Genomic DNA, 25,123 nt, shown 5'->3' with positions numbered 1-25,123 from the left:
TAGTGGAATTAGGGTTGTTTTTAGGAGCTATTTCCTGCTATCCGCTATATCTTTTTAGGCAGAAAGTCTCGGTTTTAATTAAGAAGTTTTCGTTTGCCTAAAAAGGATGCCGCTGCTATCAGGGCTAGGGGTTTTGGTTTTCATAATGCGATTTACGGTTTTCCGTAATGCTTTTTGATTTTAAGCTCCTATTTTTGAAAAATAACTAACTAATAACCATTGTAATAATAATGAAAAAACAACTTACTACCTTTTTATTGCTTCTTGTAGTCACAATTAATTATTCTCAAAATAAGAATTCTGAAACTAGGCAGTTTATTGATAATGCAGATATAACTCAAATAAACAAAGACTGGAATGTAAGAGCAGAATTTAAATCTGGAATTGGCGAAATAGTTTCCTTCTTTCCTGTAGAAGCAATTGATTTGAAATCAAACAATAAAATAAAATCATTACAAATGGACATGACTGTCACACCTCAATTCTTAGGAAAAGGTGAGAGTTATTTTAAATCTTCATGGATTGATTTAAGCGAAGTTGATGAATTTATATTATTTATTGAACAATATGTTATTCCAAATCTTAAAGACAAAACTGAAAAAAATCAATCAGTGACATATATTTTCAACTCTAGAGAAATAACATTTAGTTTTCATATTGAAAAAAGTTCTCGAAGAATATCAATTTATCTTAAAGATAATGGAGTGACTGATAATGAACATTATTTCTGGACAGAAACGCAAGTAGGTAAAATTCCTGAATTGCTTAAGATGTTGAAAGAGATTAAATAATTTTTTTTACTTTCAAATAATCAGGTGTTTTTACTTGGTTGTTAGTTTAAATTAAAGACGATGTTTGTTTTTAAATCTGCATTCTCAATTTAGTTAAAAATTATTTAGGCAATTTTAGCTCTTTTATGAATTTACACACAGTTTCAGTACTTAATAAAATTTATAATGAAAAAGATATTTTTAAAACTATAAAACAAAGTATATGTCACAAGAACTAAAAAAATATGAGGACGGTCATCTTATTGAAAGTCAAGTCCAAAAGATAACGGAATTTCTAAATATAATTGGTCTACCATCCGATAATATTCTTGCTGATACTTCTGAAAGAGATATTATTGGAAAAAATTTGCCCCAATATATTTTTGGTTTACCTGAGGAATTGAGACGTGATGCAAGGTATTTATCAAAATTTGTGGTTGGAGCGGGATTTGGACTTTTTGATTATGCTCTAAATTCTATATGGAATGAGGTTGTTATATCTTTACGACAAAAAGCAATTACTTACGGAATTGAAATATTTTTTGACAAAGCAATTGGTGGTGCATTAAGAAGTGCCTACAAAAAAGAAGAAGATTTAGCAGGATTAAAAGATACCGTATTACTCACTACTTGTGCAAAATTAGAATTAATATCTGATACAACCTACCGAAAACTTGCACATATTTTGGATATGAGAAATGACATAGGAATTTCTCATCCTACAAATTACAGTATTAATGCTTTTGAATTACTAGGCTGGCTCCAAACTTGTATTCAGGATGTTTTAAAAGACCAGCCCTCCCCGTCTGCAATACAAGTTAAAGCATTTATTGACAATCTGAAAACAAATTCTGATACTTTAGACCAAACTACAATTAATAATATTAAGCCACAAATTGAAAGTTTAGCAACACATCACTGCGACAGCATAATCAGGACTATTTTTGGCATCTATGTAACTCCTGATACAGAACAAGTGGTAAGAAAAAATATTTCATTAATTTCTCCTATAGTCTGGAATTGTTGTGCTGATGATGAAAAATATAGATTAGGAGTTATCCTTTTAGGTTATAATAATAATTTACATAAAATAAAATATACACTAGGCGAGGAATTTTTTAACACCGTCAAAGGAAACAATTTCAGAACTACATCAGAGCGTGTAGCTGCATTAGACCATTTAGCAGATAGACTTCGCGATGCTCATTATGCATGGGATAACTTTTACCACGAAGTCCCAATAATTGAAAAAATTTCAACTTACATAGAAAAATCATCAGACATTCCAAAAGAAGTAGCAAGCAAACTTATTAAAAGCATATTGATGTGTCGAATTGGTAAAGGAATGAAATATGACAATGGTATATCCCAAGGAGGAAAACCATATTATGATCAATTCTTTACTATTTTAGGAGAAGAGCTTATTCCCCATCTTCTAGTAGAATTGATGAGATTAGAAGTCCAACAGAAACTAAGCAGAGAAATTGGCAGGCTACAAGGAATCGAGCTACTTGTAATGGTAAGAAAAAATATTGTTAATGATAAATTTTTAGAAGCTTTAGATTATTTAATAAAAGAATTTCCAAAATCTGAAAAAGTTATATTTAATAATGAATTTAAAAAAATTACTTCTACTATATTAAATTGGAAATGAAAAATCTTAACAAATTATTGCGACGAGCAATTTTAATAAAAAAATTTCGTAACATAAAAACTCTTGATAGAGAACTCTTTTTACGTTGTAAGCCAATAAAAAGTTTTATAAAAAAAAACAATATTTCCGATAAGGAAGCAATGCTGTTACCTCCTGTAATTATTGGTGCAGTTTTAGGCAATAAATTCAAGATAGACGTTACTCGTTATTTGGAAGATCCAATTGCAAAAAAACTGGAAGCGAAACTAAATACAATTGGAAAAATTGGGAAACATAACGGCATAAATGTTGTGGGAAAATGCGCTGAAGTAAATTCTTCAAATTATTTGTTATTACGAAAAAAGGCTAACCTTTCTGAAATAAATTTTACTAATCCTTATAGACCAAGAACATCAGAAATAATTGAGACTTGTCTAAATTGTCAAAACGTTTTTAATTGATGGCATTTACTATTGAAGAACAACTATGCTCAGACATGGATATTTTTTTTCCATGTAACGGTTTATTTAGATTACATGTAGCTACTGCAGGTGGGGTTTTACCTGAAAAGCTTATGAACTTAGACAAAATACTAAACTATAATGCAAAACAATTTAGATCTTACAAACAACAATTTGAATATATAATAAATCCAAATTTAGATGAAATAAAGTTTTTTAAATCATCTTTTCATCGTCAACTTTATATTGAAGACTTTGTAGATAAAGCCCGTAAGGGTTTTGTAAGTTTTGACAAATCAGATATCAACGATCCATATGATAAGTTATTTCATGTTGTCGCCTATCCTAAACCTACATCCGAAATATTTTTTTTCCATCCTAAATTTGACCTAAGGGAAATTCAATTCTCAGAGACTATCTATCAAAATATTATTGATTCTAATAATACATTTGGTAAAATAAATTTATTTTCGAATATATAAATGATGTATTTATTATAATAAAAAAGATTTATTTCTAGTCCAAACTTTTTTGTCCAAAAAACCCGATCGCAAAGATATATCTTCGCAACGTTAGCGCGGATTTGCAATCCGTGCCCGCAAACTAGACACAATACAAATCTTCAAGATATAAAAGCTACAAAAGTATTGTAGCATTTACATCGAAAAAGCCACTAGTTATTTATACTATTAATTAAATCATGAAACCCCAATAAAACCAATAATTAAACAATTAAATATGACGTACCAAATTTATTCAATTTATCAATTGTTAATTATATTAATAGGCTTGATATTATCGATCGGATGTCTTGGACTATTAATCTTTAAAATTAATAGAAAAAAATATTTGAATCCTAAGGAGCTAACAATTACACTTTTTCTTTTAACTATTAGCATTTTATTAAATTTAAATAATGAAGAAATACTGTATAGAAATAGTCGTGCATATTTTATAGATCCTGCTGTTGCTATGGGTATAGTTTCAATCATTCAAGTTTTACTACCTGTTTTTACTTGTTCATATATTCTTTATAAAATTATTTCAAGTAAAAATAATCTAAATTTTAATCCAGAAGAAAAAGTTGAAGATTTCATAGAAAAAGTTTTGACAAGCGAGGATTTCGCTACTGCCTTCTCAACTCGTTTACCTGTAGGTAAAGATGACAAAAAGCTTGGTTTAGACTATATTCCTTTTATACTTTTGAGTTTAGAAAAGAGAAGAAAAAGATTTAAACTTTACTCAGATAGATTCTTAACTGCAACATTAGTATTGGGCATTTCGTTTATAGCAATTGTTATTTATTTTGGCTATATATTACTTAATGATTCTTCTGCGGGAATTTCAAAAAATATTTCAGATTTAAAAACTGAAATCCGACAAGCAAATGCAAATTTTCAAATTATTAAAGCAGTTGATCTTTTAGATGCTTTTAATAAAGAAACTGAATTTCAAAAAATTGAACGAGTTCAATTAAAGAAAAACGATTTGAATTATAAAAATTTAGAATCTTTAAAAAAAAGCTATATTTCATTTTCGATAGATAAAAACTTTGAAGATTTCTACACAAGTTTCAATAATAAATATGATTCCATAAATGAAAATGGGGATATAAAGTATATTAGTTTAATTTCAAAATTGAAACCACAAATTATTGAATTTGCTAACTCAACAAGATTCGCTGATGCAAATTATAGATCTTCGGCAAATAACATGTTAAGATTGATTCCAAAAATTGAAAATGAATTAGCTAAACCTCAAAATGAATTACATGAATTACTAAAACGTCTTATTTTAAGTATTGTTATAATTTCTTTTTTCTTAGCTATTTTAAGATACACCAGTAAACTTTATACTAATAACTATAATTTAATGGTTCAAACTGAAAATGATGAGTTAGGCGTCAGAAAATTTTATATCGGATTAAAAAATACTGATAAGAATAATGATGAGCGAAAAATAGTAATACAAAAATTTATAGATCTATATAAATTCGAAGATAACGATGATCAACTAAATTTATCTAAGGAAGAGACTGGAATTATTAAAGATTTATTATCTAATTTAATGAAAAAAATTTAATTAAATATATTAGTATTTTGTTTCTCAAAAGCGAGCGTATCCACCCGTTAGCGCAAATTTACAATTCGAGCTCACAACAATTAAACCCAATAAAAATCAACACAAAAGCTACAATAAGTCTTGTAGCTTTTTTCATTTTCAGCAAAACTCTATACAATTAAAAACCAACCAAATAACACAAAAATCATTATATTTAGATTTCGAAATTTAAAAAAATGAAAACACATACTACAAACTACTTTAATACTTTTATAGAAGTTGCAGAGGACACTAAAATAAATCAAGGAACAAAACCGCCTAGCAAAGACAAAAAAACAGTTGCTGAAATGCAATACGAACTAATTGCTAAAAATCCGTACAAATATACTTCTGATGATGTTCTTTTTCAGGTTTTTGCGGATCGTAATGATTTAACTCAAAATGAATATGAAAAGTCCAGAGAACAATTTTTCTCGAAAGGACAAGCTTGTTTGCGTGCTTCACCTCTTTCCAAAACCTATGGTTTTGGAATTCATAACGACCAAAATGGAAAAATAGCTATTTTTGGAATGGAGACTGAACAATACCAAAATTTTCTTAATGATAACAAAACTAAGAAAGTAAAGGCTATGAAAGCTAGTAAGTCATAATCCTGATTTTATTATAAATAAAGCCGTTGGCCAAAATGAAAATACATTCAAAATTTCGAACCTTATATTTGATTAGAATAAACATACTTTTTATCCTATTTGATTTCTTTTGTTTATCTAAGTTTTTTGGTAGTTTTCGTACTGAGGACTATAAAATAGCTTTAGCATCAGTTGTCTTTTTAGCAGTGAGTATCTTTTTTCATATTAATAAACTTAGTTCGGTTAATGAAATTATTGTTTCAGAAAAAGGAATAAAAAGAACAACTTTAGCTTCGTCTAAAGTAGAATTTATCGCTTATTCTTCTATTTTAAGAGTTGAAATAGCACGTATTCAAGGATCTTATTCACGTGGAGGACAAATAAGTACAGGATATTTTGAAAGCACAATATATCTTGAAAATGGTGAAGAAATATTAATTAGTCCTGATCATTTTGAGAATTATCCGGAACTTATTGTTGCCATCAGAGATAAAGTAGCGCATAAAACCGAAAATTTTGCTTGAATTACGTAAGCTTTAAAAATTCATCAGAGTTAATTAATAAAAGATTTGTAACCAATAATAGAAAATTAATGAAAATCTCGAGAGTTTTACTAGAAACTATTCTTCCAATAACGATTGTAACTTTTATTTTTATTGGTTATTTTTTCATTGATCAACTTCTTTTTATAGAACCCGATATCTCTTGCGAAACGTATCAGCTAAGCAATACAACTTATTTGGTCTCTGCATTGATTCTCATCGTTTTTTGTAGTTTTTATCAAATTCTTGTTGGAAATTTTATTTTTAAACAATGTAAAAACAGCTTTGCAATGCTCTTGGCTAATAGTCTTTTCTTTACCTTATTTTTTAGTGTAATTGTAATTCTAATCAATTTATTTCAGAGAAAAATAGAATGGGACTTCTTTTTAATTTTCTTCTTGACATTCTTCATTTACGGATTATTGCTTACAATAGTAATCCTTTGCTGGCGCAAGCGTCTAATCTTTGTGGAGCTACTCGCGAAGATTTCTCGTTCCTCGAAATGACAAACTGTGTAGAAGAACTTTATAAAACCCGATAGCGTGGATTTGCAATCCGTGCGCGCAACAATGAAATACAATACAAATCAACACAAAAAACCTACAAAAACAATCTAACTTCTTTATATTTACACATAATAGACCAATCCTTTTTAAAACCAAATCTCAGACAAAACAATGATTAAAAAAATTATATTTTTACTTTGTATTGCATTTATTATAAATACAAATGCTCAAACTACTTCAGAATTTTCAAGTGTAAAAACACAAACTGGTGATGTGAAAATTCCAGGAAACTGGCAACAATTAAATACAGAGAACGACTCTGGTCAGACGTATTTAAAAAATAGTGAAGGTGTAATAATTGCCATTGCTCAAAATCCTAAAAAAGCATATTCTTTTTTCAAAAGCAATAAATCAGATTTCGAAAACGTAAAATTATTCTACGCATGGGATTCTGATTATATGAAAGAAAATAAATTAAAAATAGACAAGATTAAAGAAAATTCTAAATCAGAATATATCATCTGGAAATACAATGACGGCAAACTTGACAATGTATTTCTATTCGGTTCAGCGAAAGATAATTTCCTAAATTTACTTGTTTACACCAATATTTGGGATGAAGCCAAAAAGGTAATGTTTTTAGAAAGTTTATATGAATTAAATAAATAATCTGCTGGTACGAAACGCTTTACTAACGTTGCGTTCACGAGCGGGACGCTAGCGCTAGCGATGAATATCTAGATTAAATCATGAAAAAGTATATTCAATCAAAAATGTAACATTAAGAATAAAACACATACAAATTATATAAATCTCAAATAGGATTTACTTTAGTCCAAATCAAAACCCAAAAACAAATCAAGATGATGACACTAATTGCAATTTTCTTTCCTTGTGTTTCTTTCTTTTTGAGAGGAAAAATATTGACTTCGATTCTTTGTCTCATTTTGCAAATCACTTTAATAGGTTGGATTCCGGCTGCAATTTGGGCTGTTATTTCGCTACAGAATGCAAGAGCCGATAAACGTAACAGAAAGCTAATAAAAGCGATTAAATCGAAAGCCTAACCCATTAAAATAAAAAGCAATTTTTATGAAACCAATAACCAAAAACAAAATATTGCTCCTTGCTTACATCTTATGTATTGGATTATTAGCTTTTTATTATTTTGACAAACTGGAAGAATCCTGGGAAAAACCAACTTTCCTATTTGTCGTTATGGCTACGATACTATTAGCTATTACAAACTCCAACAGAGTTATGTATTACACTTTGCTTGGTGATAGCTTGATTATAAATCGAATCGTATCGAAACAAAAGCAACTTAATCTAAAAACTGTTGTCGATTGGAACGAAAATCAATATGAGTTGTTTGGAATAAAAACTAAACGACAAATAGTTTTAAAAACATCTGATGGAAATAAAATCAGTCTATTTGAAAAAGATTCTAAAGATTATAAAATGCTGTCTGATTATCTGAATCAAAACATTCCTTAAGTTTAAAAACCTTCAAAATTCAGATAAAATGAAAAAGAGTATTGAAAATGAAATAGAAAATCAAACCACACAATTACTAGAATTGGTAAATCTAAAATGTTGGAATACAATTTCGAAAAATCTAGTTTTTATTTTATCTAATATTTCAGAAGTAAAAGGCGACGATTTTTTTACGCAACAACTCAATAGGAATAAAATCAATGCGAATAAAACCCCCAAAAGCTTTAAGGAAGCCATTGCTGATCTAAAAGAAATTTACGATTTGATACATGACATCAATTTGTATGTTTATAAATCTGAAAAAGACAGAACAATTATTGATATTAGATATTTTCTTAAAAGCAAACTAGATCCCGATTATTTAAAAACAGTAATTGACAATCCTCCAATGCTTCATTCTAAAATTACTCTCCCGCATTTAAAAGAGGAAAAATTTGATGTCAATTGGGAACATCAATAACGTTCATTCTTTTTGTTAAAAAAGAAACAATTTTATACAGACCAAAAATAATTATTAACCATAACCAACCCATTAGAACATGAAAATCCTTTACACTTTTCTTTCCTTTTTTATTTTACAAACTCTATTTTCTCAAACAACTATTAAATCTAAAGCCTACGGAGATTTAGTTTTTAAAGAACTGACTTATGGCCAGGCAAAAGTCAAAAGCGGGGAAACTCTAGCACTTAGCAGCTCTCCAACAGGAACTCAAGGTTGGTTGGAAGATTTTCAAATCATAAAAAAAACAGATTCGGTTCAGGCAGTAAAAAAGGCAAATTTTGGTCTGGTTTATATCGTAACTGCCAAAGATACGGTTGACATTAATATTGATATCGAATGGATTTATCCTTCCAAAATAACAAACGATAAAGGCGAAAAATTTAAAAGTATTCGTTATACTACAAAAAGACCAACTAATATTGTATCAGCGTCGTCTTACAGTTTAGATGAACCTTACGAAATGGTTAAAGGCAATTGGGAAATGAATATTTTCATAGACAATAAACGCGTTTGCAGCAAGACTTTTGTTTTGTACTAAACTAACGAAAATGTGTTATAGACTTTTTATCTTGACCTTGGGATTGATACATTCTTCAAGAGAACCATTTTTAAAATAATTAACTTAAGAAACAAAATATGAAATACCTATTATTTACTTTTTTTACTTTATCTATTTCATTCGCACAATCTCCGAAGCAAGTAATAAAAAAATTAGGGAGCGACCCTGTATTTTTTATTGATAGTGTAAGTGTACAAAGAAGCGATCTAGAAAAATATGCTCCAGAAGACATTAGTTCTGTAACTGTTTTTAAAGGAAAAGAAGCTGTAGAATTGCTTGGCGAAGATGGAAAAGATGGTGCCGTTTATATTGAAACTACCTTATTTTGTAAAAAAAGATATTGGAAATATTTTACTTCAAAATCTTCTAAATATAAAGAACTGGTTAGTTCGCCTGAGCAGGACACAAACGTTCAATATATTATAAATGACAGAGTTTTAACCGACAAATCTGCTGGAGATTTAGCAACGATTGATGACAAAATCTTCAAATCGATACAATTTATCCCTAAAGAAGAGTTGATCAAAAAATATAATATTCAAGACAAAGACTATGGGTTTCAAATAATGTCCAAAATCCCAAAAGATTTGTATAACGCTAAAAGCAAATTCTAAATTACGACAAGTACAGAGAATTTGCCTTTATCACAAAATTTTTAAGACAAACACTCTTTACATAAAAGCCGTAAGAAACCAATCTTACGGCTTTTTTACTTTTTACGAAAAAAACAAATCCTGCCAACATGAGCGTAATGCGTGCAGGGGCTAATATTTAAGCTACTTCTTCTACTTTTAGAATCTCTAGTTTTAGATTTCCTTTTTTAGCAGGCCATTCTACAATATCGCCTTCTTTATACCCTACCATTGCAATTCCTTCGTCTGAAAGAACCGAGATTCTGTTTTTGCTTACTTTAACTTTTTCTGGACCAACCAAAAGAATTGTTTTCTCCACATCATTGAAATGATCTTTGTATGTTACCCTTTTGTTGATTGAAACAATATCTTCAGGCAGATTTTTTCTCAATACCTGAGTGGCATGTTTCAATTGGTTTAGTAATAATTCTTCTTCTTGTATCGTTACTTTTTTTCTTCTTACGTGATCTTTAATTAAATCGTATATTCCTGTTGTTAAAATAATATTTTGTGACATGACTTTCTTGTTTGCTTCATTTTACATCCAATACGACATATAACTCTTCACTGAATATCTAGCAGCTCCAAACTGATTCAATGATATCTTATCCTGAATGAAAATTGAAGATTAATAAATGAGCAATAAAATGGATAAATCCCTGTCTAGAGTTGTGACAGGGCAAATGGAATAAACTCTTTTGAGTTTCTTAAGAAAGTATCATCATGCAAATACAATAAGGTGTACATCAGGCACATCAAACAGCTGTTTAGTAAGTAAAAATTTGCAGTTACCATTTTTATAATTCTTATTGCGACGCAAATATAGTATTTTTTCTACAAAAACACAATTGTAATTAGCTGAAAAACTCAAGCATTTTTGACAATTAACAAAAGCTAAGTAACTTAATCACAAAACAATAAATATCATTTTAAATAAATATATTTACATTACGTTTTTTGAGTTTACAATGCATTACTTTTAAAAAAAACTTTAAGTTTATTAAAACCAGTTTACTGCTTTTAGTTATAAAAAATATAAAATGGAAAATTTCGATTGGACTTCATTCACAAAAAAAATAGCCGTCAAAGCTGAACTTGCAGATATTTACAATGCTTGGACAAAAGCCAGTGAACTGGAAAAATGGTTTCTAGAAAAAGTGTCTTTTTTTGATGCTAATCAAGAACCTTTAAGCAAAGATGAAAATGTCTCAGAAAGAAATACTTATGAATGGCTTTGGTTTTTATATAAAGATTCAATGTCTGGAAAAATTAATTCTGCCAATGGAAAAGACTATCTCCAATTTACTTTTGAAGGAAACTGTCTCGTAGATATCAATCTAAGCGAAAAAGGCGATTATACGATTGTCGAACTTCGTCATCATAATATTCCAACTGATGATTCTTCTAAACAATACATTAGATTAGGTTGTTCTAATGGTTGGCATTTTTATATGACCAATCTTAAATCGGTTTACGAAGGCGGGTTGGATTTGAGAAATAAGGATGGTAATTTGAATCCTATGATTAATAATTAGAATAGGCTAGCCATGATCGTATCTTTTTTAATGCGTAAAGTATTTTATAAAAACCTGACTTCAGAACTTACTGAAATCAATCTTCTTGAAAATGGTTTTTCTATGCAAGAACCTTTCGGTGTAAAACCAATAATCTTAGATTGGAAAAATGTAGAAAACGTATATTTTTCGGAAGACAAAAAACAAGTCATCATTCAAAGTTTAAAGAAAGAGTTTGTTTTAAAAAACAATTTTATGGGTTGGTATGAATTTATTCAAAACGTTCCTTCAAAATTCACAAATTTCGATTTTGATTATGTATCCGATTTCATGAAAAGCCTACAGCCTTGCGATATTTGCGGTATTGTTGCTGTAAAAGAAAACCATTGCCTTGTATGCCAAAATGTGCCATGGAACGATCAAATAAACGGTAGTAAAATCGATTATATAAAACAAAAACAACTTACTTTATTTGCCTCGAATATAAAAGAAGGAAAAGAAGTAAAACAATATGCTAAACCTGAATATGGTTTTAAAGTCAATGAAAACTGGAAATTACATCTTTAACTAAAATTATTTCAATTGCTATTTTATAAAAAATATGGCCTCTATTTTTTTGGTCTCTTCGTTGTTGCATTTGTCGTTTCAATGTTTTACAATGCAATGATTTCTTTATCATTATTTGGATTTGTATTATCCATTTTTTCAACCGTTGCATTGGTATTATTAGATAAAATAAATACTAACGGAATCGAAGTTTTTGGCAAAATTGTTTCTTACAAATCAGATGAACACGGTCATAAAACACCCGTTATTGAATTTACTACTTCTGAGGGAAAGAATTTTATAGGACAACCGTTTATCCATGCCTCTTCTGATTTAGATAAATTTCGATCTTATAACAATAAAATAAACACTAAAATTAAAATACTTTACAATGCTGAAAGTCCTGAAATTTTTATAATAAAAGGCAAATCGTACTATTTCCTCTTTATTATTTTATTTTTAGTCGGAATAGCTTTTACAACGTATTCCATTATAACTCTTTTGGGATATTCTATTGTTTTTTGATTAAAAAATCTGGACTTTTCAACACAGCAAATTTGGACTTTACAACAAAATGAGTCATTGCTTTTAAACTGAACTTTGCAGTATTAAAATTTAAAAGAAATGACAAATTCAAAAGACAAAACAGTTTTAGTTACAGGAGGTTCAGGTTTTATTGCCGTGCATTGTATTTTAAAATTATTACAAGAAGGCTATTCGGTTCGAACAACACTTCGTTCGTTAAGCAGAAAAGAAGAAGTACAGCAAATGCTTAAAGTAGGCGGCTTTAATTCGTTTGAAAAACTTTCGTTTATCGAAGCCAATCTTTCCAGCGACAACAATTGGGATGAAGCCGTTAAAGGTTGCGAATATGTATTGCACGTGGCCTCGCCTACTCCAGCGATTCAGTTTACTCATGAAGATGAATTGATTAATCCTGCCAAAGAAGGAGTTTTACGTGTTTTAAAAGCTTCTAGAGATGCTAACGTAAAAAGAGTCGTTTTAACTTCTGCTTTCGGCGCAGTCGGCATGGGACATAAAAATCGTAGAACACCTTATACCGAAGAAGACTGGACGAATATTGACAGCAACATCCATGCGTATCAAAAATCGAAAACCATTGCAGAACAAACCGCTTGGGAATTCATTAAAAATGAAGGTGGCAATCTTGAACTTTCAGCTATAAATCCGGTAGCCGTTATGGGGCCAATTTTAGGTGCCGATTTTTCGCATTCCCACAGAATGATCAAACAGATGCTGGAAGGCGAAATCAAAGCTTGTCCGAAAATCTATTCCTGCTATATAGACGTACGCGATGTAGCCGATTTACATTTATTGGCCATGACACATCCAAATGCAAACGGAGAACGATTTTTAGCCACAACAGGAAATGTTTTATCTATGCTTGATGTCGCTAAAATTTTAAAACGAAGATTAGGCAATAAAGCATTAAAAGTACCCACTAGAGAACTGCCTAACTGGATCTTAAAATTGAGTGCTTTAAAAAATCCGTCGCTTAGAATGATTGCTACTTTGATTGGACAATACATGCAGGCAAGCGGAGAAAAAGCAAAAAAATCATTAAATTGGTATCCTCGTTCTAATGAAGATTCGATTGTGGCAACGGCAGAAAGTTTATTCAAATTAGGTCTAATAAAAAAATAAAAACATGAAAGTTATTATAACAGGAGCTACAGGAATGGTAGGCGAAGGCGTTTTATTGGAATGTTTAGAAAACAAAAATGTGAGCCAAGTGCTAATTGTAAACCGCAAACATTACGAACTGACTCACCCGAAATTAAAAGAACTTCTTGTCCCAAATTTTCTCCAATTAGAAGATTTCACCGAACAGCTAAAAGGCTACGACGCTTGTTTTTATTGCGCTGGAATTAGTTCTGTTGGCATGAAAGAAGAGCAATATTCGTTTATAACTTACGATACAACAATTGCTTTTGCAGAAAAACTATTGCAGTTGAATCCTGATTTGGTTTTCAATTTTGTTTCGGGAAACAGAACCGATAGTTCGGAAAACGGAAAAGTGATGTGGGCCAGAGTAAAAGGCCGAACAGAAAATGCTTTGATGAAATTATTTGGTAAAAACCAATACAATTTTCGTCCAGCAATCATGAAAGGAACTAAAGGTCAAGTCAATGTAAAAACAATTTATAAAATATTAGGCCCGCTGATTGCACCTTTTTTTCCTCAAAAAACACTAACGCTCAAACAAGTCGGACTTGCGATGATTAATGCTGTTTTGAAAGGTTATCCAAAACAAATTCTGGAAGTCGATGATATTGAAGAATTGGCAAAACAATAACGCACTCATAAAATGAAAGAAACTGCTATATCTGCCTGTTATGTAACGCCTTCTCTTAATGCGGAACAATTCGTGCCAGACCATTGTTTTATGTATTTAATTAAAGGTTCAATGCTGGGTTATGATGGGAATAAAGAATATAAAATTAAACCCGGAGATTACGGCATTGCAAGACGAAATCATTTGGCAAAATATACCAAACAACCTGAAAACGGCGAATTTAAAAAAATCTATATTTTATTTGAACAGGATTTTTTAAGGACTTTTAATGAAACGTATCATTTTAAAATAGAAAATAAAAAAACAACAGGCGGTATTATTGAATTGAATAAAAATGTGTTGGTTAAAAACTTCATTCAGTCGCTTACGCCCTATTTTACCGAAAAAGGAACTATCGAAGAACAATTTCTAAATGTAAAACGAACCGAATTACTTTTGATCTTATTGAAAGTAAATCCTGAACTCGCCAATATTTTATTTGATTTTAGTAATCCTGAAAAAATAGATTTAGAAGCTTTCATGATTCGTAATTTCAGATTTAATGTCAGCATCGAACGTTTTGCCTATTTGACAGGAAGAAGTTTATCTGCTTTTAAAAGAGATTTTGAAAAGATATTCAACGCCACTCCAAGTCATTGGTTAGTGCAAAAACGTCTCGAAGAAGCGTACCATTTAATTGATAAAAAGAATAAGAAACCATCTGACATTTATTTGGATTTAGGTTTTGAGAACTTTTCGCATTTTTCGTTTGCTTTTAAAAAATTATTCGGACATTCGCCGAGAGCGCTTATTGATAAAAGCAATTTTTCTGTTAATACCAATTCTCATGATCAATAGCCGAAATAGACCTTACTTTTTTATACAATTTCTTTCCAAATCAAATACATTAATATGGCTAAAAAACTAATACCATTTCTTTTGATACTAATTTATAGTTGTAACGCTGATATAAATAATAAAGAAAAAAGAAATGAAAATTGGGTATACTGGCAAGATTCAGAAACTGGTAAATCATCATGGATTCCAGTAAGTGACCAAACTACAGTAAAAGATGGAAAATACACTTCATTTTATTCTGCAGGCAGCGTTTACGAAAAAGGAAAACTAAAAAACGGCAAAAATATCGACACAATTTACTGGTACGATCAAAATGAAAAACTAATACATTATGCCTTAGTTAAGTCTGATAAATTTATTCAATATTATGTTAATGATGGACCTTATATTTCATATTTTCAAGATGGAAAAATCTTTGAAAAAGCAGTTGTGAAAAATCATAAAATTAATGGTCAATGGACAAGATATTATGGCAATGGAAATATAGAATGGGATAATAATCTAATTAATGGAACTGGCATAAAACAATGGTATTTTGAAAACGGTCAATTATCTCACGTTACAGAATATATTAAAGATAAATTAGATGGTAAAAATGAAAGCTGGTATAAAAATGGACAAAGAAAAGAAATATCAAACTGGTCTAATGGAAAACAAAATGGGCTTTATGAATCTTTCTACGAAAATGGTAAACCTGAAGAAAGAACAAACTGGATTAATGGCAAAGCCGAAGGTAAAAGCGAATCTTGGTATAACAATGGACAGAAAAAAGGTATTCATTTTTATAAATCAGATTTAATAGATGGAATTTACATACTATGGCATCCTAATGGCAATTTAAGAGCCGAAATGAATTTTTCTTTTGGCAAAAAAAATGGAAAAGCAGTGAAATATCATGAAAATGGAAAACTTCAAGCCGAAGGATTTTATAAAAATGATGTTGAAAATGGCGTTTTCAAATCGTACGATGAAAATGGAAAGCTTACAGAAAAAAAAGAATTTGTTGAGGGAAAAATAATTCCGGAATAATTAGTAGGTTTTATAAATAATCATAAAAACAAAAACTTTGCGTCTTTGTGACTTTGCGAGAGCTAAACAAAAAACCTTTGTAACTCTGAACCTTTGCTTCTTTGCCTCTTCAAAGAAAATTCCCTAATTTCGCTTATTAATCAAGAAAGGAGAAAATGAAGGTCTGTATTGCCGAGAAACCAAGTGTAGCACGAGAAATAGCATCTGTTTTGGGTGCCAATACCAAACACGATGGTTATTATGAAGGCAATGGCTATGCAGTAACCTACACTTTCGGGCATTTATGCACTTTAAAAGAACCCAACGATTACCGTCCGCACTGGAAAAGTTGGGATTTGAACAATCTCCCGATGCTTCCTGAAAAGTTTGAAACCAAAGTGGTTCAAAATTCGGGAATCCAGAAACAGTTTAAAATCATAAAAAGTCTTTTTGACAAAGCCGAAGTGGTCATCAACTGCGGGGATGCTGGACAAGAAGGAGAATTGATTCAGCGTTGGGTGATGAATGAAGCGCATTATAAAGGAGAAATTCAGCGTTTATGGATTTCATCTTTGACTACAGAAGCGATTAAAGAAGGTTTTGAAAACTTAAAACCCTCTTCTAATTACGATAATTTATTTTACGCTGGATTTTCGAGAGCGATTGGAGATTGGCTTCTAGGAATGAATGCAACTCGTTTGTACACCGTAAAACATGGCGGTTACAAACAAGTTTTGTCTATTGGTCGTGTGCAGACGCCAACTTTGGCGATGGTTGTAGATCGTTTCAGAGAAATCGAAAACTTTAAACCTCAACCGTATTGGGAATTACAGACTTTATACAGAGAAACACTTTTTAGTTATGAAGAAGGTCGTTTCTTAAACAAAGAAGATGGAGAAATTGTAGCTGCAAAAGTAAAAGAAAGTGATTTCGAAATTGTTTCTGTTGAGAAAAAGAACGGAAACGAATACGCTCCAAAGCTTTTCGACTTAACAGGTTTACAAGTTTATTGCAACCAAAAATTTGGCTTTTCGGCAGAAGAAACATTGAAGATTGCACAGACATTATACGAACAAAAAGTCATTACGTATCCCAGAGTTGACACCACATTTTTACCTGGAGATATTTACCCCAAAGTACCTGGAATTCTACAGAAATTAAGCAATTATGCCGAATTGACGCAGCCTATTTTGGAGAAAAAAATCAAGAAATCGCCAAAGGTTTTCAACGATAAAAAAGTAACCGATCACCATGCGATTATTCCAACTGGAGTTCAAAATAATCTGCCGTTCAATCAACAGCAGGTTTACGATATTATTACCAGACGTTTTATTGCTGTTTTTTATGATGATTGTTTGGTTGCCAATACCACAGTTATCGGAAAAGCTGCCGACGTTACTTTTAAAGCAACCGGAAAAGAAATCTTGAAAAAAGGTTTTCGTGTTGTTTTTGAAGATCCAAACGCTAAGGAAAAAGAACCCGATTTACTGCCAAGTTTTACTGTGGGTGAAAAAGGTCCGCACGAGCCTTCGTTTCTTCAAAAAGAAACTAAACCGCCGAATCAGTTTACGGAAGCTACTTTGTTGCGTGCGATGGAGACCGCAGGAAAACAGGTCGATGACGAGGATTTACGTGAATTGATGAAAGAAAACGGAATCGGTCGTCCTTCTACTCGTGCGAATATTATTGAAACACTTTTCAAACGCCAATATATTGTTCGAAACAAAAAACAGGTTTTACCCACTTTAACTGGAATTCAGTTGATTGATACGATTCAGAACGAATTGGTCAAATCGGCAGAACTTACTGGAACTTGGGAAAAACAACTGAAAGACATCGAAAAGGGAACTTTTACCGCTGCAGCATTCATTAGAAACATGAAAAGCATGGTGGAAGCTTTGGTTTATGAAGTTCGAAGCGAAACCAAACACGCTAATATTTCGCATGCCGCTTCAATTCAGAAACCAGTTGTAAAAGCAGAAAAAGAGAAAAAGAAAGCCTCTGGAATTACGGCAGAAACTTGTCCCAAATGTCAAAAAGGAAATCTAATAAAAGGAAAATCAGCTTTTGGCTGTAGCGAATACAAATCAGGCTGTGATTTTGTTTTACCTTTTGTTTTTCATGATAAAAAAATCACGGAAAGTCAGTATTTGCGATTGGTTCAGAAAGGTTCAACTGTCAATATAAAAGGTTTCAAAACAGATTCTGGAACCGTAGAAGGTTTGATTCGTTTTGAAGAAAATTACAAATTGAAATTAGAACCTAAAAAAACAGATAAAAAGACTGCTCCTAAAGAAGAAAGTTCGGATGCTTTGGTTTGTCCAAAATGTAAAAAAGGAACAATTTTAAAAGGCAAAACCGCTTATGGTTGCACCGAATATAAATCGGGCTGTGATTTTAAAGTAACTTTTGATGAAGTTCGCGCAAAACTTCAAGATCAAAAACCTACCAAAGAATTGGTTTATTCGATTTTGAGTACCAGCGTTTAAGTTTTTTTTCCGCCACAAATTGCACGAATTTTCACGAATTTATATTTGTTTGACGCAGATTTAAAATGATTTAAGCTGATATTCGCAGATTTTATTTAAACAAATCAAAATAAATCTGCTCAGATCTGTACAATCTGCGTGAAATAAAATCATTTTTAATCCATTAAATCTGTGGCAAAATATTTCAATAAATAATTCGTGTAATTAATGGCAAACTAAACACCCCGTTTATCAATAAAAAATTCGTGAATTCGTGGAGAAAAAAAATTTCATACTTTAGTACTCTATTACGAACCCAAAATCTCATAAATATGTTTCAGAAAATTACTCTTATTGCACTTATAATAGCTTTCGTTTCTTGCCAGAAAAAAGAAACGGTTGAGAAAGATAAAATCAAATTAGCCGACTGGTTAATTGGAAATTGGGAAAACACTTCTCCAGAAGGCATATTATCTGAAAACTGGCAAAAATTAAACGACAGTACTTTTAGCGCTTCTTCTTATTTTATAAAAGGAAAAGACACGCTTCATTTTGAAACAATTGTTTTGGCGCAATTAGGCGAAACATTGACGTATAAAGCAACTGTAAAAGGTCAAAACGACGATAAACCGGTCTTCTTCCCTTCTACTTCAGAAACAGATCAGCAATTGGTTTTTGAAAATGCAAAACACGATTATCCTCAAAAAATTACCTATACAAAAGGTGCAAACAATACTTTAACTGCTGAAATTTCAGGGAATTTGAATGGAAAACCAAGTTCTGAGAAGTTTGTCATGACGAAGAAGTAACATGAGAAATTTACTTTTAATCTTTACAATCTGTTTTTTTTCTATTTCTTGTCAAAAGGAAGAAAAAAAATACGTCTCAAAAAAATCCGATTCTAAAAAATTAGATAATAGTAAAAGATATTTGAGAAGTATTATGAGACTTAATTTTAAAGATCGAACGGAAGAAATAGAAATATATGTTATCAAAAAAAACGATACTATTTCAAATCAAATTAAAGTTTTAAAAAACAATAAATTAGATACTATTGAAAGTTGCTATTATGATTTAAAAATATCTAAAACAGATAAACCTAATTTTTATTCTGGAACAATAACACTTCATAGCAAATATGAAAATTTAAAACTAAATAAGAACAACAGGCGTACAATAGAGTTTGGTTATTGTAATCTCAATAAAGATAGTCTATATATAAATTATATTACCTCAAAAAATGCCAGTACATTAAATTTTGAATTTAAAAATTATAAAAATGAAAAGTTAAATGGCATATTATATCAAATTACTGAGCGCGATAGTACGAAAGAACTAATGAATTTAAATGAGATTCATCTATTAGTAGATAATTTTCCAGATACAAATAATTTTTTCCTTGAATCATACGATTTACATAAGGATAAAAAAAGAAAAATTAATCTAAAAGGATTAACACTGAAAAAAGATAACTAAAATGATAAGTTGTTTTGAATAAAAAATCTTAGAGCCCTAGATATCATTAAAAAACCTACTCATTCTCCCCTATTTTATTCACCATAAAAATCATCAGTATTCCCAAAATCGCCATTACCAAAAACGCCCATTTCATACTTAAATATTCAGAGATAAAACCAACCATTGGCGGAACCAATAAAAATCCTAAATAACCAATTGTTGAGATAGAAGTTAAAGCAGAACCACTGCTCAATTTAGAAGATCTTCCAGCAATACTAAACACCAACGGAACGACACAAGAAACTCCAAATCCGATTAAAACATAGCCGAAAATAGTTGGATATGCATAAGGCAAGATAAAACAGATTCCGAAACCAAGTGTAATCAATATACCACTGTAAAGTAATATTTTTTTAGTTCCAAATTTCATTACCCCATAATCACCAAAAATACGTCCTAAAGTAACTGCAGATGCGAAGAATACAAACGCGGCACTGGTTAATTTTGGAGAAGCTTTTAAGATATTTTCAAAGTAAATTCCGCTCCAATCGTACATCGTATTTTCGCAAGCCATAGAAACGAAACAAATCAAGGCAAATTTTACCAAGTTTTTTTCGGGCATCGAGAAAAACTTCTTTTTAACAGGAACAGGTTCGTTATGAATACTCATTGGATAAAAACAAGCCGTCAGCGCCAGCATAAAAACACTTACTCCAAGTAAATGGTGAGATGGCGCAATTTTTTGTGTCACCATAACATATCCTAAACCAGCTCCAGAAAAAACCGCAATACTCCAAACCGCATGAAAACGCGTTATAATTGATTTTGGATATAATTTTTGCACTTCCAGAGACTGTGCATTAATTGACAAATTGAAGATATTACGAGACGCTCCAAAGACCAAAAGTACGCAAACTAATTGCCAAACAAATGCTACTAAACCAGGCAGAGACAGCACAATATTAAACATAATAGCTCCTAAAAGCATGATATATCGGCTGCTGTATTTATTTAACAATTTTCCTGTAAACGGCATTGTCAGCATTAAACCAATCGGAAAAGCAAATAAAACAGCTCCAAACTGTGCTTCACTTAAATGTAATTGTGCTTGTATATGTGGAATTCTTGATACCCAAGAAGAATAACCAAAACCTGAAAGAAAAAAGAAAACTGTATTGGCTATTCGATAACCTCTAGGAGTATTTTGAATTTTTTTAAAGAAAGATAAAATCATGAAGTTGTTTTTCAGACTGCAAAATTACGGCTTTTTTTAGGGTAAGCAGGTTTGTTTCTACTTTTTTCACAAAAACTCGAATTTATTTTCAAATAGTTCAAATACGAAAGCTCTTACTTTCTTAAAACAATCTTAAAATTAGCTAAATAAATCCTTAAGATAATGTTTGTCAAAGAAAAATTAATTTTTACATTTGCACTGTTTTTATTAATTCTAAATAAAAACAATTTACAAACCAATAAAAAAAATACAATGAATTACCACAACCAGAAAACGCTTCGTTTTCTATTTTCAGTCAGTTTTTTATTTTCGTTCTTATCCATTTTTGCACAACAGAATAACGGAAAAATTAAAGGAACCATTACCACTTCTGACGGCGACGCAGCAGCGGGAGTAAATATTATTCTTAAAAACACTAAATACGGTACCGTTTCAAACGACGATGGTACTTTTGATTTTAACAGAGTAAGAGCGAATTCTTATACGCTTCAAATCTCTTTAACGGGTTACGAAACTTTAGAAACCCAAGTTACCGTTACAGAAAATGAAACTACTACACTTAATTTGCAACTTAAAGTTTCGAATAAAGAATTAAAAGAAGTGGTAATTAGCGGTAAAAAAAGCATTCTTTCTAAAAAAACAGACTACGTTGCCAGAATGCCACTTAAAAATCTGGAAAATCCGCAAGTTTACAGCGTTATTCAAAAAGAACTTTTACAGGAACAAGTTGCTGTAGATATTAGAAGTGCGGTACAAAATTCTCCTGGAGTTGTTTCTATCAGCTATCCATCAGGAGGAGTTGGTGTCATTTTCAGAGGATTTTCTGTAGGTGTAAATGCTAGAAACGGAATGGAAACTGCTTCTGGACGTTCTTCTGTAGATCTTGGAAATGTGGAAAGAATTGAAATTATGAAAGGGCCTTCTGGAACTTTATTTGGTTCATCTGTTTCATCATTTGGTGGAGTTGTCAATTTAGTAACTAAAAAACCTCACGAAACCACTGCTGCTGAGATTTCGTACACTGGTGGTAGCTACAGTTTAAACAGACTTACTGCAGATGTAAATACGCCTTTAAACAAAGATAAAACGGTATTGTTTAGAATAAACATGGCTGTTAACAGAGAAAAAAGCTTCCTAAACTACGGTTTTAATAATGCATTACTTTTTGCACCAAGTCTTACTTACAAAGCGTCTGACAAACTTACTTTTAACTTTGATGCTGAGCTTTATAACGTTAATAATACAAGACGTACTTACAATACTTATGCTGCAACTTCTGGAATTACAAATCCAAATGATTTAAAAATTGATTACAGAAAATCGATGTTCCATGATGACAATGATGCTAAAACCTCTGCTACTAAGTTTTTCGCGCAAGCAGAATATGAAATATCAGAAAACTGGAAATCGACAACCGTATTTTCATTTGTTGGCGAAGATGTAGAACGCAGTTATCAAAGTTATGCCGTTTGGAGTTCACCAACTCAAGTTGCCAGAAGAGTTGGACTTTGGGGACCTATCTACAATAACTATACTAACATTCAGGAAAACCTTAACGGAAAATTCTCAACTGGAAGCATCAAACATAAATTTTTAGCGGGTATCAACTACAGACTTTATAGCTCTGCATTTTCTGGAGGAACTACTTTTACTCTTGATAATATTGATGTTACGACCAACTTCGCTCCTATTAGAAGAAAAGCGGTTGATGCTGGTCTTGTACTTACAACATCTCCAGTTGCAGATCAAAAAACATTCAGCGCTTATGCATGTGATGTAATCAATTTTACGGATCGTCTTTCGGCTATGCTGAGTTTACGTTTTGACAATTTTGATCGTGAAAAAGTAGGTACTGTAGAAGGATATCACCAAAATGCATTGGCTCCAAAACTTGGATTAGTTTACGAATTAGTTAAAGATCAGGTTTCGGTATTTGGAAATTACATGAATGGTTTCCAAAATATGCAGCCGGTTACACAACCTGACGCTTCAATCTTAGTTTTAGATCCTATTTATGCTTCGCAATATGAATTTGGAATCAAAGCTGATGCTTTTAATAAAAAATTAAGCGGTTCGGTAAGTTATTACAATATTACAATTGACAATGCTACAAGATTGAATGCTACTGGATTTACAGAACAAGATGGAAAACAAGTGAGTAAAGGATTTGATTTTGAATTAATTGCAAATCCAATCAACGGATTAAATATTGTGGCTGGTTATGGTTACAATGATAATAGAATCGTAAAAGCTACTGATGCTACTATTGAAGGAAACAAAGCTACAAGTTCGCCTGAAAATGTTGTTAACTTCTGGACTTCATATACTTTCCAAAATAAACTAAAAGGTTTAGGATTAGGTTTTGGTGCTAATTATATTGATGACAATTATTTTACCGCAGATAATACTTTTTACATGCCTTCTTACACTACCTATAACGCATCGGTATATTATGATCATTCTTCATGGAGAATCGGTTTAAAATTCAACAATATAACAAACGAAAAATACTGGGATTTCTGGGGAACATCTCAAGCTCCTACAAACATTCTTGCTAATTTGACAATCAAATTCTAAGACTAAAAATTCAACATTAAATATAAAAAGCACCTCTATAAAAAATCATGAGGTGCTTTTTTGATAACAAGGAGCTTTTTAAAGATGACATTTAAAAATTTTATAAAAAAAGTACACTTATGGCTAGGATTAGCTTCTGGTTTAATCGTGGTTATACTCGGAATTACAGGCTGTTTGTATGCTTTTGAAGAAGAGTTACGTCCCATAATTCATGACTATTATTATGTCGAGCAAGTCAAAGACAAAAAACTACCTATCAGTCAATTGATTAAAATTGCAAAAGAAGCCAATAAAAAAGTGGCTCCAAAACAAGAATTCTCTGGATGTAAAACATTCAAGGATGATAAACGTACCATTGAAACCTGGTTTTATGAAGAAGCTGATAAAGATGCGATTTGGTACTGGAATCAATATAAAACCAATTATGTCTATGTCGATCCATACACAGGAAAAGTTACAAAAATAGAAGACTATAATTTTGAGTTTTTTGTGTTTGTGCGAGCGCTGCATCAGACGCTTTGTTTTAAAAGTGAAATTGGCGATCCGATTACAGGAACTGCAACCATAATATTTATTATTTCGTTACTTACGGGTTTAATACTTTGGTGGCCGAAAAACAAAAGCGCTGCCAAACAACGTTTTTGGTTTCAATGGAAAAACACCACAAAATGGAAACGCAAAAACTATGATTTGCATAATATTATAGGATTTTATACGATGCTTTTTACTTTAATAATTGCTTTAACGGGATTGGTTTGGGCTTTTCAATGGTATGACAAAGGAGTTCAAGCACTTTTTAATGGAGGAAAAACATTTCCCGAAGAAAAAAGAATTGTTTCAGATACAACTCATTACACCAAAACTATAGCTACAGATAAAATATATACAGCAACTCTAAAAGCTAATCCTGAAGCTAAAAGCTATTTTTTATTTTTACCAGAAGAAAAAGATTCTTTAGCCACTTTTCGAACCTTCATTCGATATGAAAATCGTTTTAATGATATTTCCATGGAATTTGACCGATACACTGGAAAAAACCTGAAAGTCACCAGATATCAAGATCAAAATAATGGCGAGAAATTTCGATTCATAAATTATGATTTACACGTTGGAAGCATTCTTGGTTTTCCCGGAAAAGTTTTGGCCTTTTTTGCCAGTCTAGTAGCCGCCAGTTTACCCATTACAGGCTTTCTAATTTGGTGGGGAAGAAATAAAAAGAAGAAAACAACATCGAAACCAGTTTAATGACAATTGGTTTCTTTTTAATTTAATAACGTTTCTAGTGGTCTATTTTTTTGTTAAGGAAATTATAATTTATATTTTTGCCTTGTTTTTAATTATTCTAAATAATAAAGCAAAATTAATCCAAAAA

At 31.1% G+C, this 25,123-nt stretch carries 27 protein-coding genes; 25 read left to right on the top strand and 2 right to left on the bottom strand.

Annotated elements, in window-relative coordinates; genetic code table 11:
* Window positions 1-230: 230 nt before the first annotated feature.
* The 13 genes from K6T82_RS06975 to K6T82_RS06915 all read left to right on the top strand — a co-directional run bounded on the left by K6T82_RS06975 (window position 231) and on the right by K6T82_RS06915 (window position 9,774).
* Entirely contained in the window at window positions 231-791 is a 561-nt protein-coding gene (locus tag K6T82_RS06975; RefSeq protein ID WP_223705216.1) for a hypothetical protein, read from the top strand.
* A gap of 202 nt (window positions 792-993) precedes the next feature.
* Window positions 994-2,424: a hypothetical protein gene (locus tag K6T82_RS06970; protein ID WP_223705215.1), complete on the top strand. Its 1,431-nt coding sequence runs from the start codon at window positions 994-996 to the stop codon at window positions 2,422-2,424.
* Window positions 2,421-2,864 (top strand): hypothetical protein, encoded by a 444-nt coding sequence (locus tag K6T82_RS06965; protein WP_223705214.1) that lies wholly within the window; start codon window positions 2,421-2,423, stop codon window positions 2,862-2,864. The genes K6T82_RS06970 and K6T82_RS06965 overlap by 4 nt, the downstream gene beginning before the upstream one ends.
* The gene (locus K6T82_RS06960; RefSeq protein WP_223705213.1) at window positions 2,864-3,346 is read left to right on the top strand and encodes a hypothetical protein; all 483 of its coding nucleotides are present in this window, start codon (window positions 2,864-2,866) and stop codon (window positions 3,344-3,346) included. Before K6T82_RS06965 ends, K6T82_RS06960 begins: the two co-directional genes overlap by 1 nt.
* 256 nt (window positions 3,347-3,602) lie before the next feature.
* Window positions 3,603-4,946, top strand: coding sequence for a hypothetical protein (locus K6T82_RS06955; RefSeq protein ID WP_223705212.1), 1,344 nt, complete (start codon window positions 3,603-3,605; stop codon window positions 4,944-4,946).
* A 215-nt stretch (window positions 4,947-5,161) separates the two neighbouring features.
* Window positions 5,162-5,575 carry a DUF6157 family protein gene (locus K6T82_RS06950; protein ID WP_223705211.1) on the top strand — a complete coding sequence of 138 codons (414 nt, stop codon included), beginning with the start codon at window positions 5,162-5,164 and terminating at the stop codon, window positions 5,573-5,575.
* Window positions 5,576-5,610: 35 nt separating this feature from the next.
* Window positions 5,611-6,078, top strand: coding sequence for a DUF6585 family protein (locus tag K6T82_RS06945; protein ID WP_223705210.1), 468 nt, complete (start codon window positions 5,611-5,613; stop codon window positions 6,076-6,078).
* A 695-nt stretch (window positions 6,079-6,773) separates the two neighbouring features.
* Window positions 6,774-7,271, top strand: coding sequence for a hypothetical protein (locus tag K6T82_RS06940; protein ID WP_223705209.1), 498 nt, complete (start codon window positions 6,774-6,776; stop codon window positions 7,269-7,271).
* Window positions 7,272-7,465: 194 nt separating this feature from the next.
* Window positions 7,466-7,669, top strand: a complete 204-nt coding sequence (locus tag K6T82_RS06935; RefSeq protein ID WP_223705208.1) for a YqaE/Pmp3 family membrane protein — start codon at window positions 7,466-7,468, stop codon at window positions 7,667-7,669.
* A gap of 25 nt (window positions 7,670-7,694) precedes the next feature.
* A complete protein-coding gene (locus K6T82_RS06930; RefSeq protein WP_223705207.1) occupies window positions 7,695-8,099 on the top strand; it encodes a hypothetical protein in 405 nt (134 codons plus the stop codon).
* 28 nt (window positions 8,100-8,127) lie between these two features.
* Window positions 8,128-8,559 (top strand): hypothetical protein, encoded by a 432-nt coding sequence (locus K6T82_RS06925; RefSeq protein WP_223705206.1) that lies wholly within the window; start codon window positions 8,128-8,130, stop codon window positions 8,557-8,559.
* A 79-nt stretch (window positions 8,560-8,638) separates the two neighbouring features.
* A complete protein-coding gene (locus tag K6T82_RS06920) occupies window positions 8,639-9,139 on the top strand; it encodes a DUF3859 domain-containing protein (protein ID WP_223705205.1) in 501 nt (166 codons plus the stop codon).
* Between the two features lie 98 nt (window positions 9,140-9,237).
* Window positions 9,238-9,774 (top strand): hypothetical protein, encoded by a 537-nt coding sequence (locus K6T82_RS06915; RefSeq protein ID WP_223705204.1) that lies wholly within the window; start codon window positions 9,238-9,240, stop codon window positions 9,772-9,774.
* Window positions 9,775-9,931: 157 nt separating this feature from the next.
* Here K6T82_RS06915 and K6T82_RS06910 read toward each other — a convergent pair whose 3' ends face one another.
* Entirely contained in the window at window positions 9,932-10,309 is a 378-nt protein-coding gene (locus K6T82_RS06910; RefSeq protein ID WP_223705203.1) for a GreA/GreB family elongation factor, read from the bottom strand.
* 523 nt (window positions 10,310-10,832) lie between these two features.
* On the opposite strand from K6T82_RS06910, the gene K6T82_RS06905 reads away from it, so the two are divergent.
* The 10 genes from K6T82_RS06905 (at window position 10,833) to K6T82_RS06860 (ending at window position 19,958) form a co-directional block, all read left to right on the top strand.
* On the top strand, window positions 10,833-11,327 hold the full coding sequence (locus tag K6T82_RS06905) for an SRPBCC family protein (protein WP_223705202.1): 495 nt from the start codon (window positions 10,833-10,835) through the stop codon (window positions 11,325-11,327).
* A gap of 12 nt (window positions 11,328-11,339) precedes the next feature.
* Window positions 11,340-11,873: a hypothetical protein gene (locus K6T82_RS06900; protein ID WP_223705201.1), complete on the top strand. Its 534-nt coding sequence runs from the start codon at window positions 11,340-11,342 to the stop codon at window positions 11,871-11,873.
* A 96-nt stretch (window positions 11,874-11,969) separates the two neighbouring features.
* Window positions 11,970-12,377, top strand: a complete 408-nt coding sequence (locus K6T82_RS06895) for a DUF3592 domain-containing protein (protein WP_338083346.1) — start codon at window positions 11,970-11,972, stop codon at window positions 12,375-12,377.
* A gap of 99 nt (window positions 12,378-12,476) precedes the next feature.
* The gene (locus K6T82_RS06890; protein WP_223705199.1) at window positions 12,477-13,517 is read left to right on the top strand and encodes an SDR family oxidoreductase; all 1,041 of its coding nucleotides are present in this window, start codon (window positions 12,477-12,479) and stop codon (window positions 13,515-13,517) included.
* A 4-nt stretch (window positions 13,518-13,521) separates the two neighbouring features.
* The gene (locus K6T82_RS06885; RefSeq protein ID WP_223705198.1) at window positions 13,522-14,169 is read left to right on the top strand and encodes an NAD-dependent epimerase/dehydratase family protein; all 648 of its coding nucleotides are present in this window, start codon (window positions 13,522-13,524) and stop codon (window positions 14,167-14,169) included.
* Window positions 14,170-14,181: 12 nt separating this feature from the next.
* On the top strand, window positions 14,182-15,006 hold the full coding sequence (locus K6T82_RS06880) for a helix-turn-helix domain-containing protein (RefSeq protein WP_223705197.1): 825 nt from the start codon (window positions 14,182-14,184) through the stop codon (window positions 15,004-15,006).
* A 54-nt stretch (window positions 15,007-15,060) separates the two neighbouring features.
* On the top strand, window positions 15,061-16,035 hold the full coding sequence (locus K6T82_RS06875; RefSeq protein WP_223705196.1) for a toxin-antitoxin system YwqK family antitoxin: 975 nt from the start codon (window positions 15,061-15,063) through the stop codon (window positions 16,033-16,035).
* A gap of 155 nt (window positions 16,036-16,190) precedes the next feature.
* Window positions 16,191-18,503: a type IA DNA topoisomerase gene (locus K6T82_RS06870; protein WP_223705195.1), complete on the top strand. Its 2,313-nt coding sequence runs from the start codon at window positions 16,191-16,193 to the stop codon at window positions 18,501-18,503.
* Window positions 18,504-18,814: 311 nt separating this feature from the next.
* Window positions 18,815-19,291 (top strand): DUF6265 family protein, encoded by a 477-nt coding sequence (locus K6T82_RS06865; RefSeq protein ID WP_223705194.1) that lies wholly within the window; start codon window positions 18,815-18,817, stop codon window positions 19,289-19,291.
* 1 nt (window position 19,292) lies between these two features.
* On the top strand, window positions 19,293-19,958 hold the full coding sequence (locus K6T82_RS06860; protein ID WP_223705193.1) for a hypothetical protein: 666 nt from the start codon (window positions 19,293-19,295) through the stop codon (window positions 19,956-19,958).
* 55 nt (window positions 19,959-20,013) lie between these two features.
* Here the strand turns inward: K6T82_RS06860 and K6T82_RS06855 are convergent, their stop codons facing one another.
* Complete coding sequence (locus K6T82_RS06855) at window positions 20,014-21,174, bottom strand: MFS transporter (protein ID WP_223705192.1); 1,161 nt, start codon at window positions 21,172-21,174, stop codon at window positions 20,014-20,016.
* 252 nt (window positions 21,175-21,426) lie between these two features.
* Here K6T82_RS06855 and K6T82_RS06850 point away from each other — a divergent pair, with 252 nt between their 5' ends.
* On the top strand, window positions 21,427-23,751 hold the full coding sequence (locus K6T82_RS06850) for a TonB-dependent receptor (protein WP_223705191.1): 2,325 nt from the start codon (window positions 21,427-21,429) through the stop codon (window positions 23,749-23,751).
* Window positions 23,752-23,835: 84 nt separating this feature from the next.
* Entirely contained in the window at window positions 23,836-24,996 is a 1,161-nt protein-coding gene (locus K6T82_RS06845) for a PepSY-associated TM helix domain-containing protein (protein ID WP_223705190.1), read from the top strand.
* The last annotated feature ends 127 nt before the right edge of the window (window positions 24,997-25,123 follow it).

The sequence above is a fragment of the Flavobacterium potami genome (genome assembly GCF_020026915.1).
GTDB classification, from domain to species: domain Bacteria; phylum Bacteroidota; class Bacteroidia; order Flavobacteriales; family Flavobacteriaceae; genus Flavobacterium; species Flavobacterium potami.
The sequence above is the reverse complement of the archived record's forward strand: the minus strand, read 5'-3'. Positions and strand labels throughout refer to the sequence as shown.

Bases quoted from the DNA above. Each gene is read 5' to 3' on its own strand.
- K6T82_RS06955 (WP_223705212.1), top strand. From the start codon at position 3,603: ATGACGTACCAAATTTATTCAATTTATCAATTGTTAATTATATTAATA.
- K6T82_RS06900 (WP_223705201.1), top strand. From the start codon at position 11,340: ATGATCGTATCTTTTTTAATGCGTAAAGTATTTTATAAAAACCTGACT.
- K6T82_RS06880 (WP_223705197.1), top strand. From the start codon at position 14,182: ATGAAAGAAACTGCTATATCTGCCTGTTATGTAACGCCTTCTCTTAAT.
- K6T82_RS06870 (WP_223705195.1), top strand. From the start codon at position 16,191: ATGAAGGTCTGTATTGCCGAGAAACCAAGTGTAGCACGAGAAATAGCA.
- K6T82_RS06930 (WP_223705207.1), top strand. From the start codon at position 7,695: ATGAAACCAATAACCAAAAACAAAATATTGCTCCTTGCTTACATCTTA.
- K6T82_RS06910 (WP_223705203.1), bottom strand. From the start codon at position 10,309: ATGTCACAAAATATTATTTTAACAACAGGAATATACGATTTAATTAAA.
- K6T82_RS06865 (WP_223705194.1), top strand. From the start codon at position 18,815: ATGTTTCAGAAAATTACTCTTATTGCACTTATAATAGCTTTCGTTTCT.
- K6T82_RS06950 (WP_223705211.1), top strand. From the start codon at position 5,162: ATGAAAACACATACTACAAACTACTTTAATACTTTTATAGAAGTTGCA.
- K6T82_RS06885 (WP_223705198.1), top strand. From the start codon at position 13,522: ATGAAAGTTATTATAACAGGAGCTACAGGAATGGTAGGCGAAGGCGTT.
- K6T82_RS06915 (WP_223705204.1), top strand. From the start codon at position 9,238: ATGAAATACCTATTATTTACTTTTTTTACTTTATCTATTTCATTCGCA.
- K6T82_RS06875 (WP_223705196.1), top strand. From the start codon at position 15,061: ATGGCTAAAAAACTAATACCATTTCTTTTGATACTAATTTATAGTTGT.
- K6T82_RS06860 (WP_223705193.1), top strand. From the start codon at position 19,293: ATGAGAAATTTACTTTTAATCTTTACAATCTGTTTTTTTTCTATTTCT.
- K6T82_RS06935 (WP_223705208.1), top strand. From the start codon at position 7,466: ATGATGACACTAATTGCAATTTTCTTTCCTTGTGTTTCTTTCTTTTTG.
- K6T82_RS06890 (WP_223705199.1), top strand. From the start codon at position 12,477: ATGACAAATTCAAAAGACAAAACAGTTTTAGTTACAGGAGGTTCAGGT.
- K6T82_RS06975 (WP_223705216.1), top strand. From the start codon at position 231: ATGAAAAAACAACTTACTACCTTTTTATTGCTTCTTGTAGTCACAATT.
- K6T82_RS06855 (WP_223705192.1), bottom strand. From the start codon at position 21,174: ATGATTTTATCTTTCTTTAAAAAAATTCAAAATACTCCTAGAGGTTAT.
- K6T82_RS06965 (WP_223705214.1), top strand. From the start codon at position 2,421: ATGAAAAATCTTAACAAATTATTGCGACGAGCAATTTTAATAAAAAAA.
- K6T82_RS06960 (WP_223705213.1), top strand. From the start codon at position 2,864: ATGGCATTTACTATTGAAGAACAACTATGCTCAGACATGGATATTTTT.
- K6T82_RS06905 (WP_223705202.1), top strand. From the start codon at position 10,833: ATGGAAAATTTCGATTGGACTTCATTCACAAAAAAAATAGCCGTCAAA.
- K6T82_RS06850 (WP_223705191.1), top strand. From the start codon at position 21,427: ATGAATTACCACAACCAGAAAACGCTTCGTTTTCTATTTTCAGTCAGT.
- K6T82_RS06920 (WP_223705205.1), top strand. From the start codon at position 8,639: ATGAAAATCCTTTACACTTTTCTTTCCTTTTTTATTTTACAAACTCTA.
- K6T82_RS06970 (WP_223705215.1), top strand. From the start codon at position 994: ATGTCACAAGAACTAAAAAAATATGAGGACGGTCATCTTATTGAAAGT.
- K6T82_RS06845 (WP_223705190.1), top strand. From the start codon at position 23,836: ATGACATTTAAAAATTTTATAAAAAAAGTACACTTATGGCTAGGATTA.
- K6T82_RS06945 (WP_223705210.1), top strand. From the start codon at position 5,611: ATGAAAATACATTCAAAATTTCGAACCTTATATTTGATTAGAATAAAC.
- K6T82_RS06895 (WP_338083346.1), top strand. From the start codon at position 11,970: ATGATTTCTTTATCATTATTTGGATTTGTATTATCCATTTTTTCAACC.
- K6T82_RS06925 (WP_223705206.1), top strand. From the start codon at position 8,128: ATGAAAAAGAGTATTGAAAATGAAATAGAAAATCAAACCACACAATTA.
- K6T82_RS06940 (WP_223705209.1), top strand. From the start codon at position 6,774: ATGATTAAAAAAATTATATTTTTACTTTGTATTGCATTTATTATAAAT.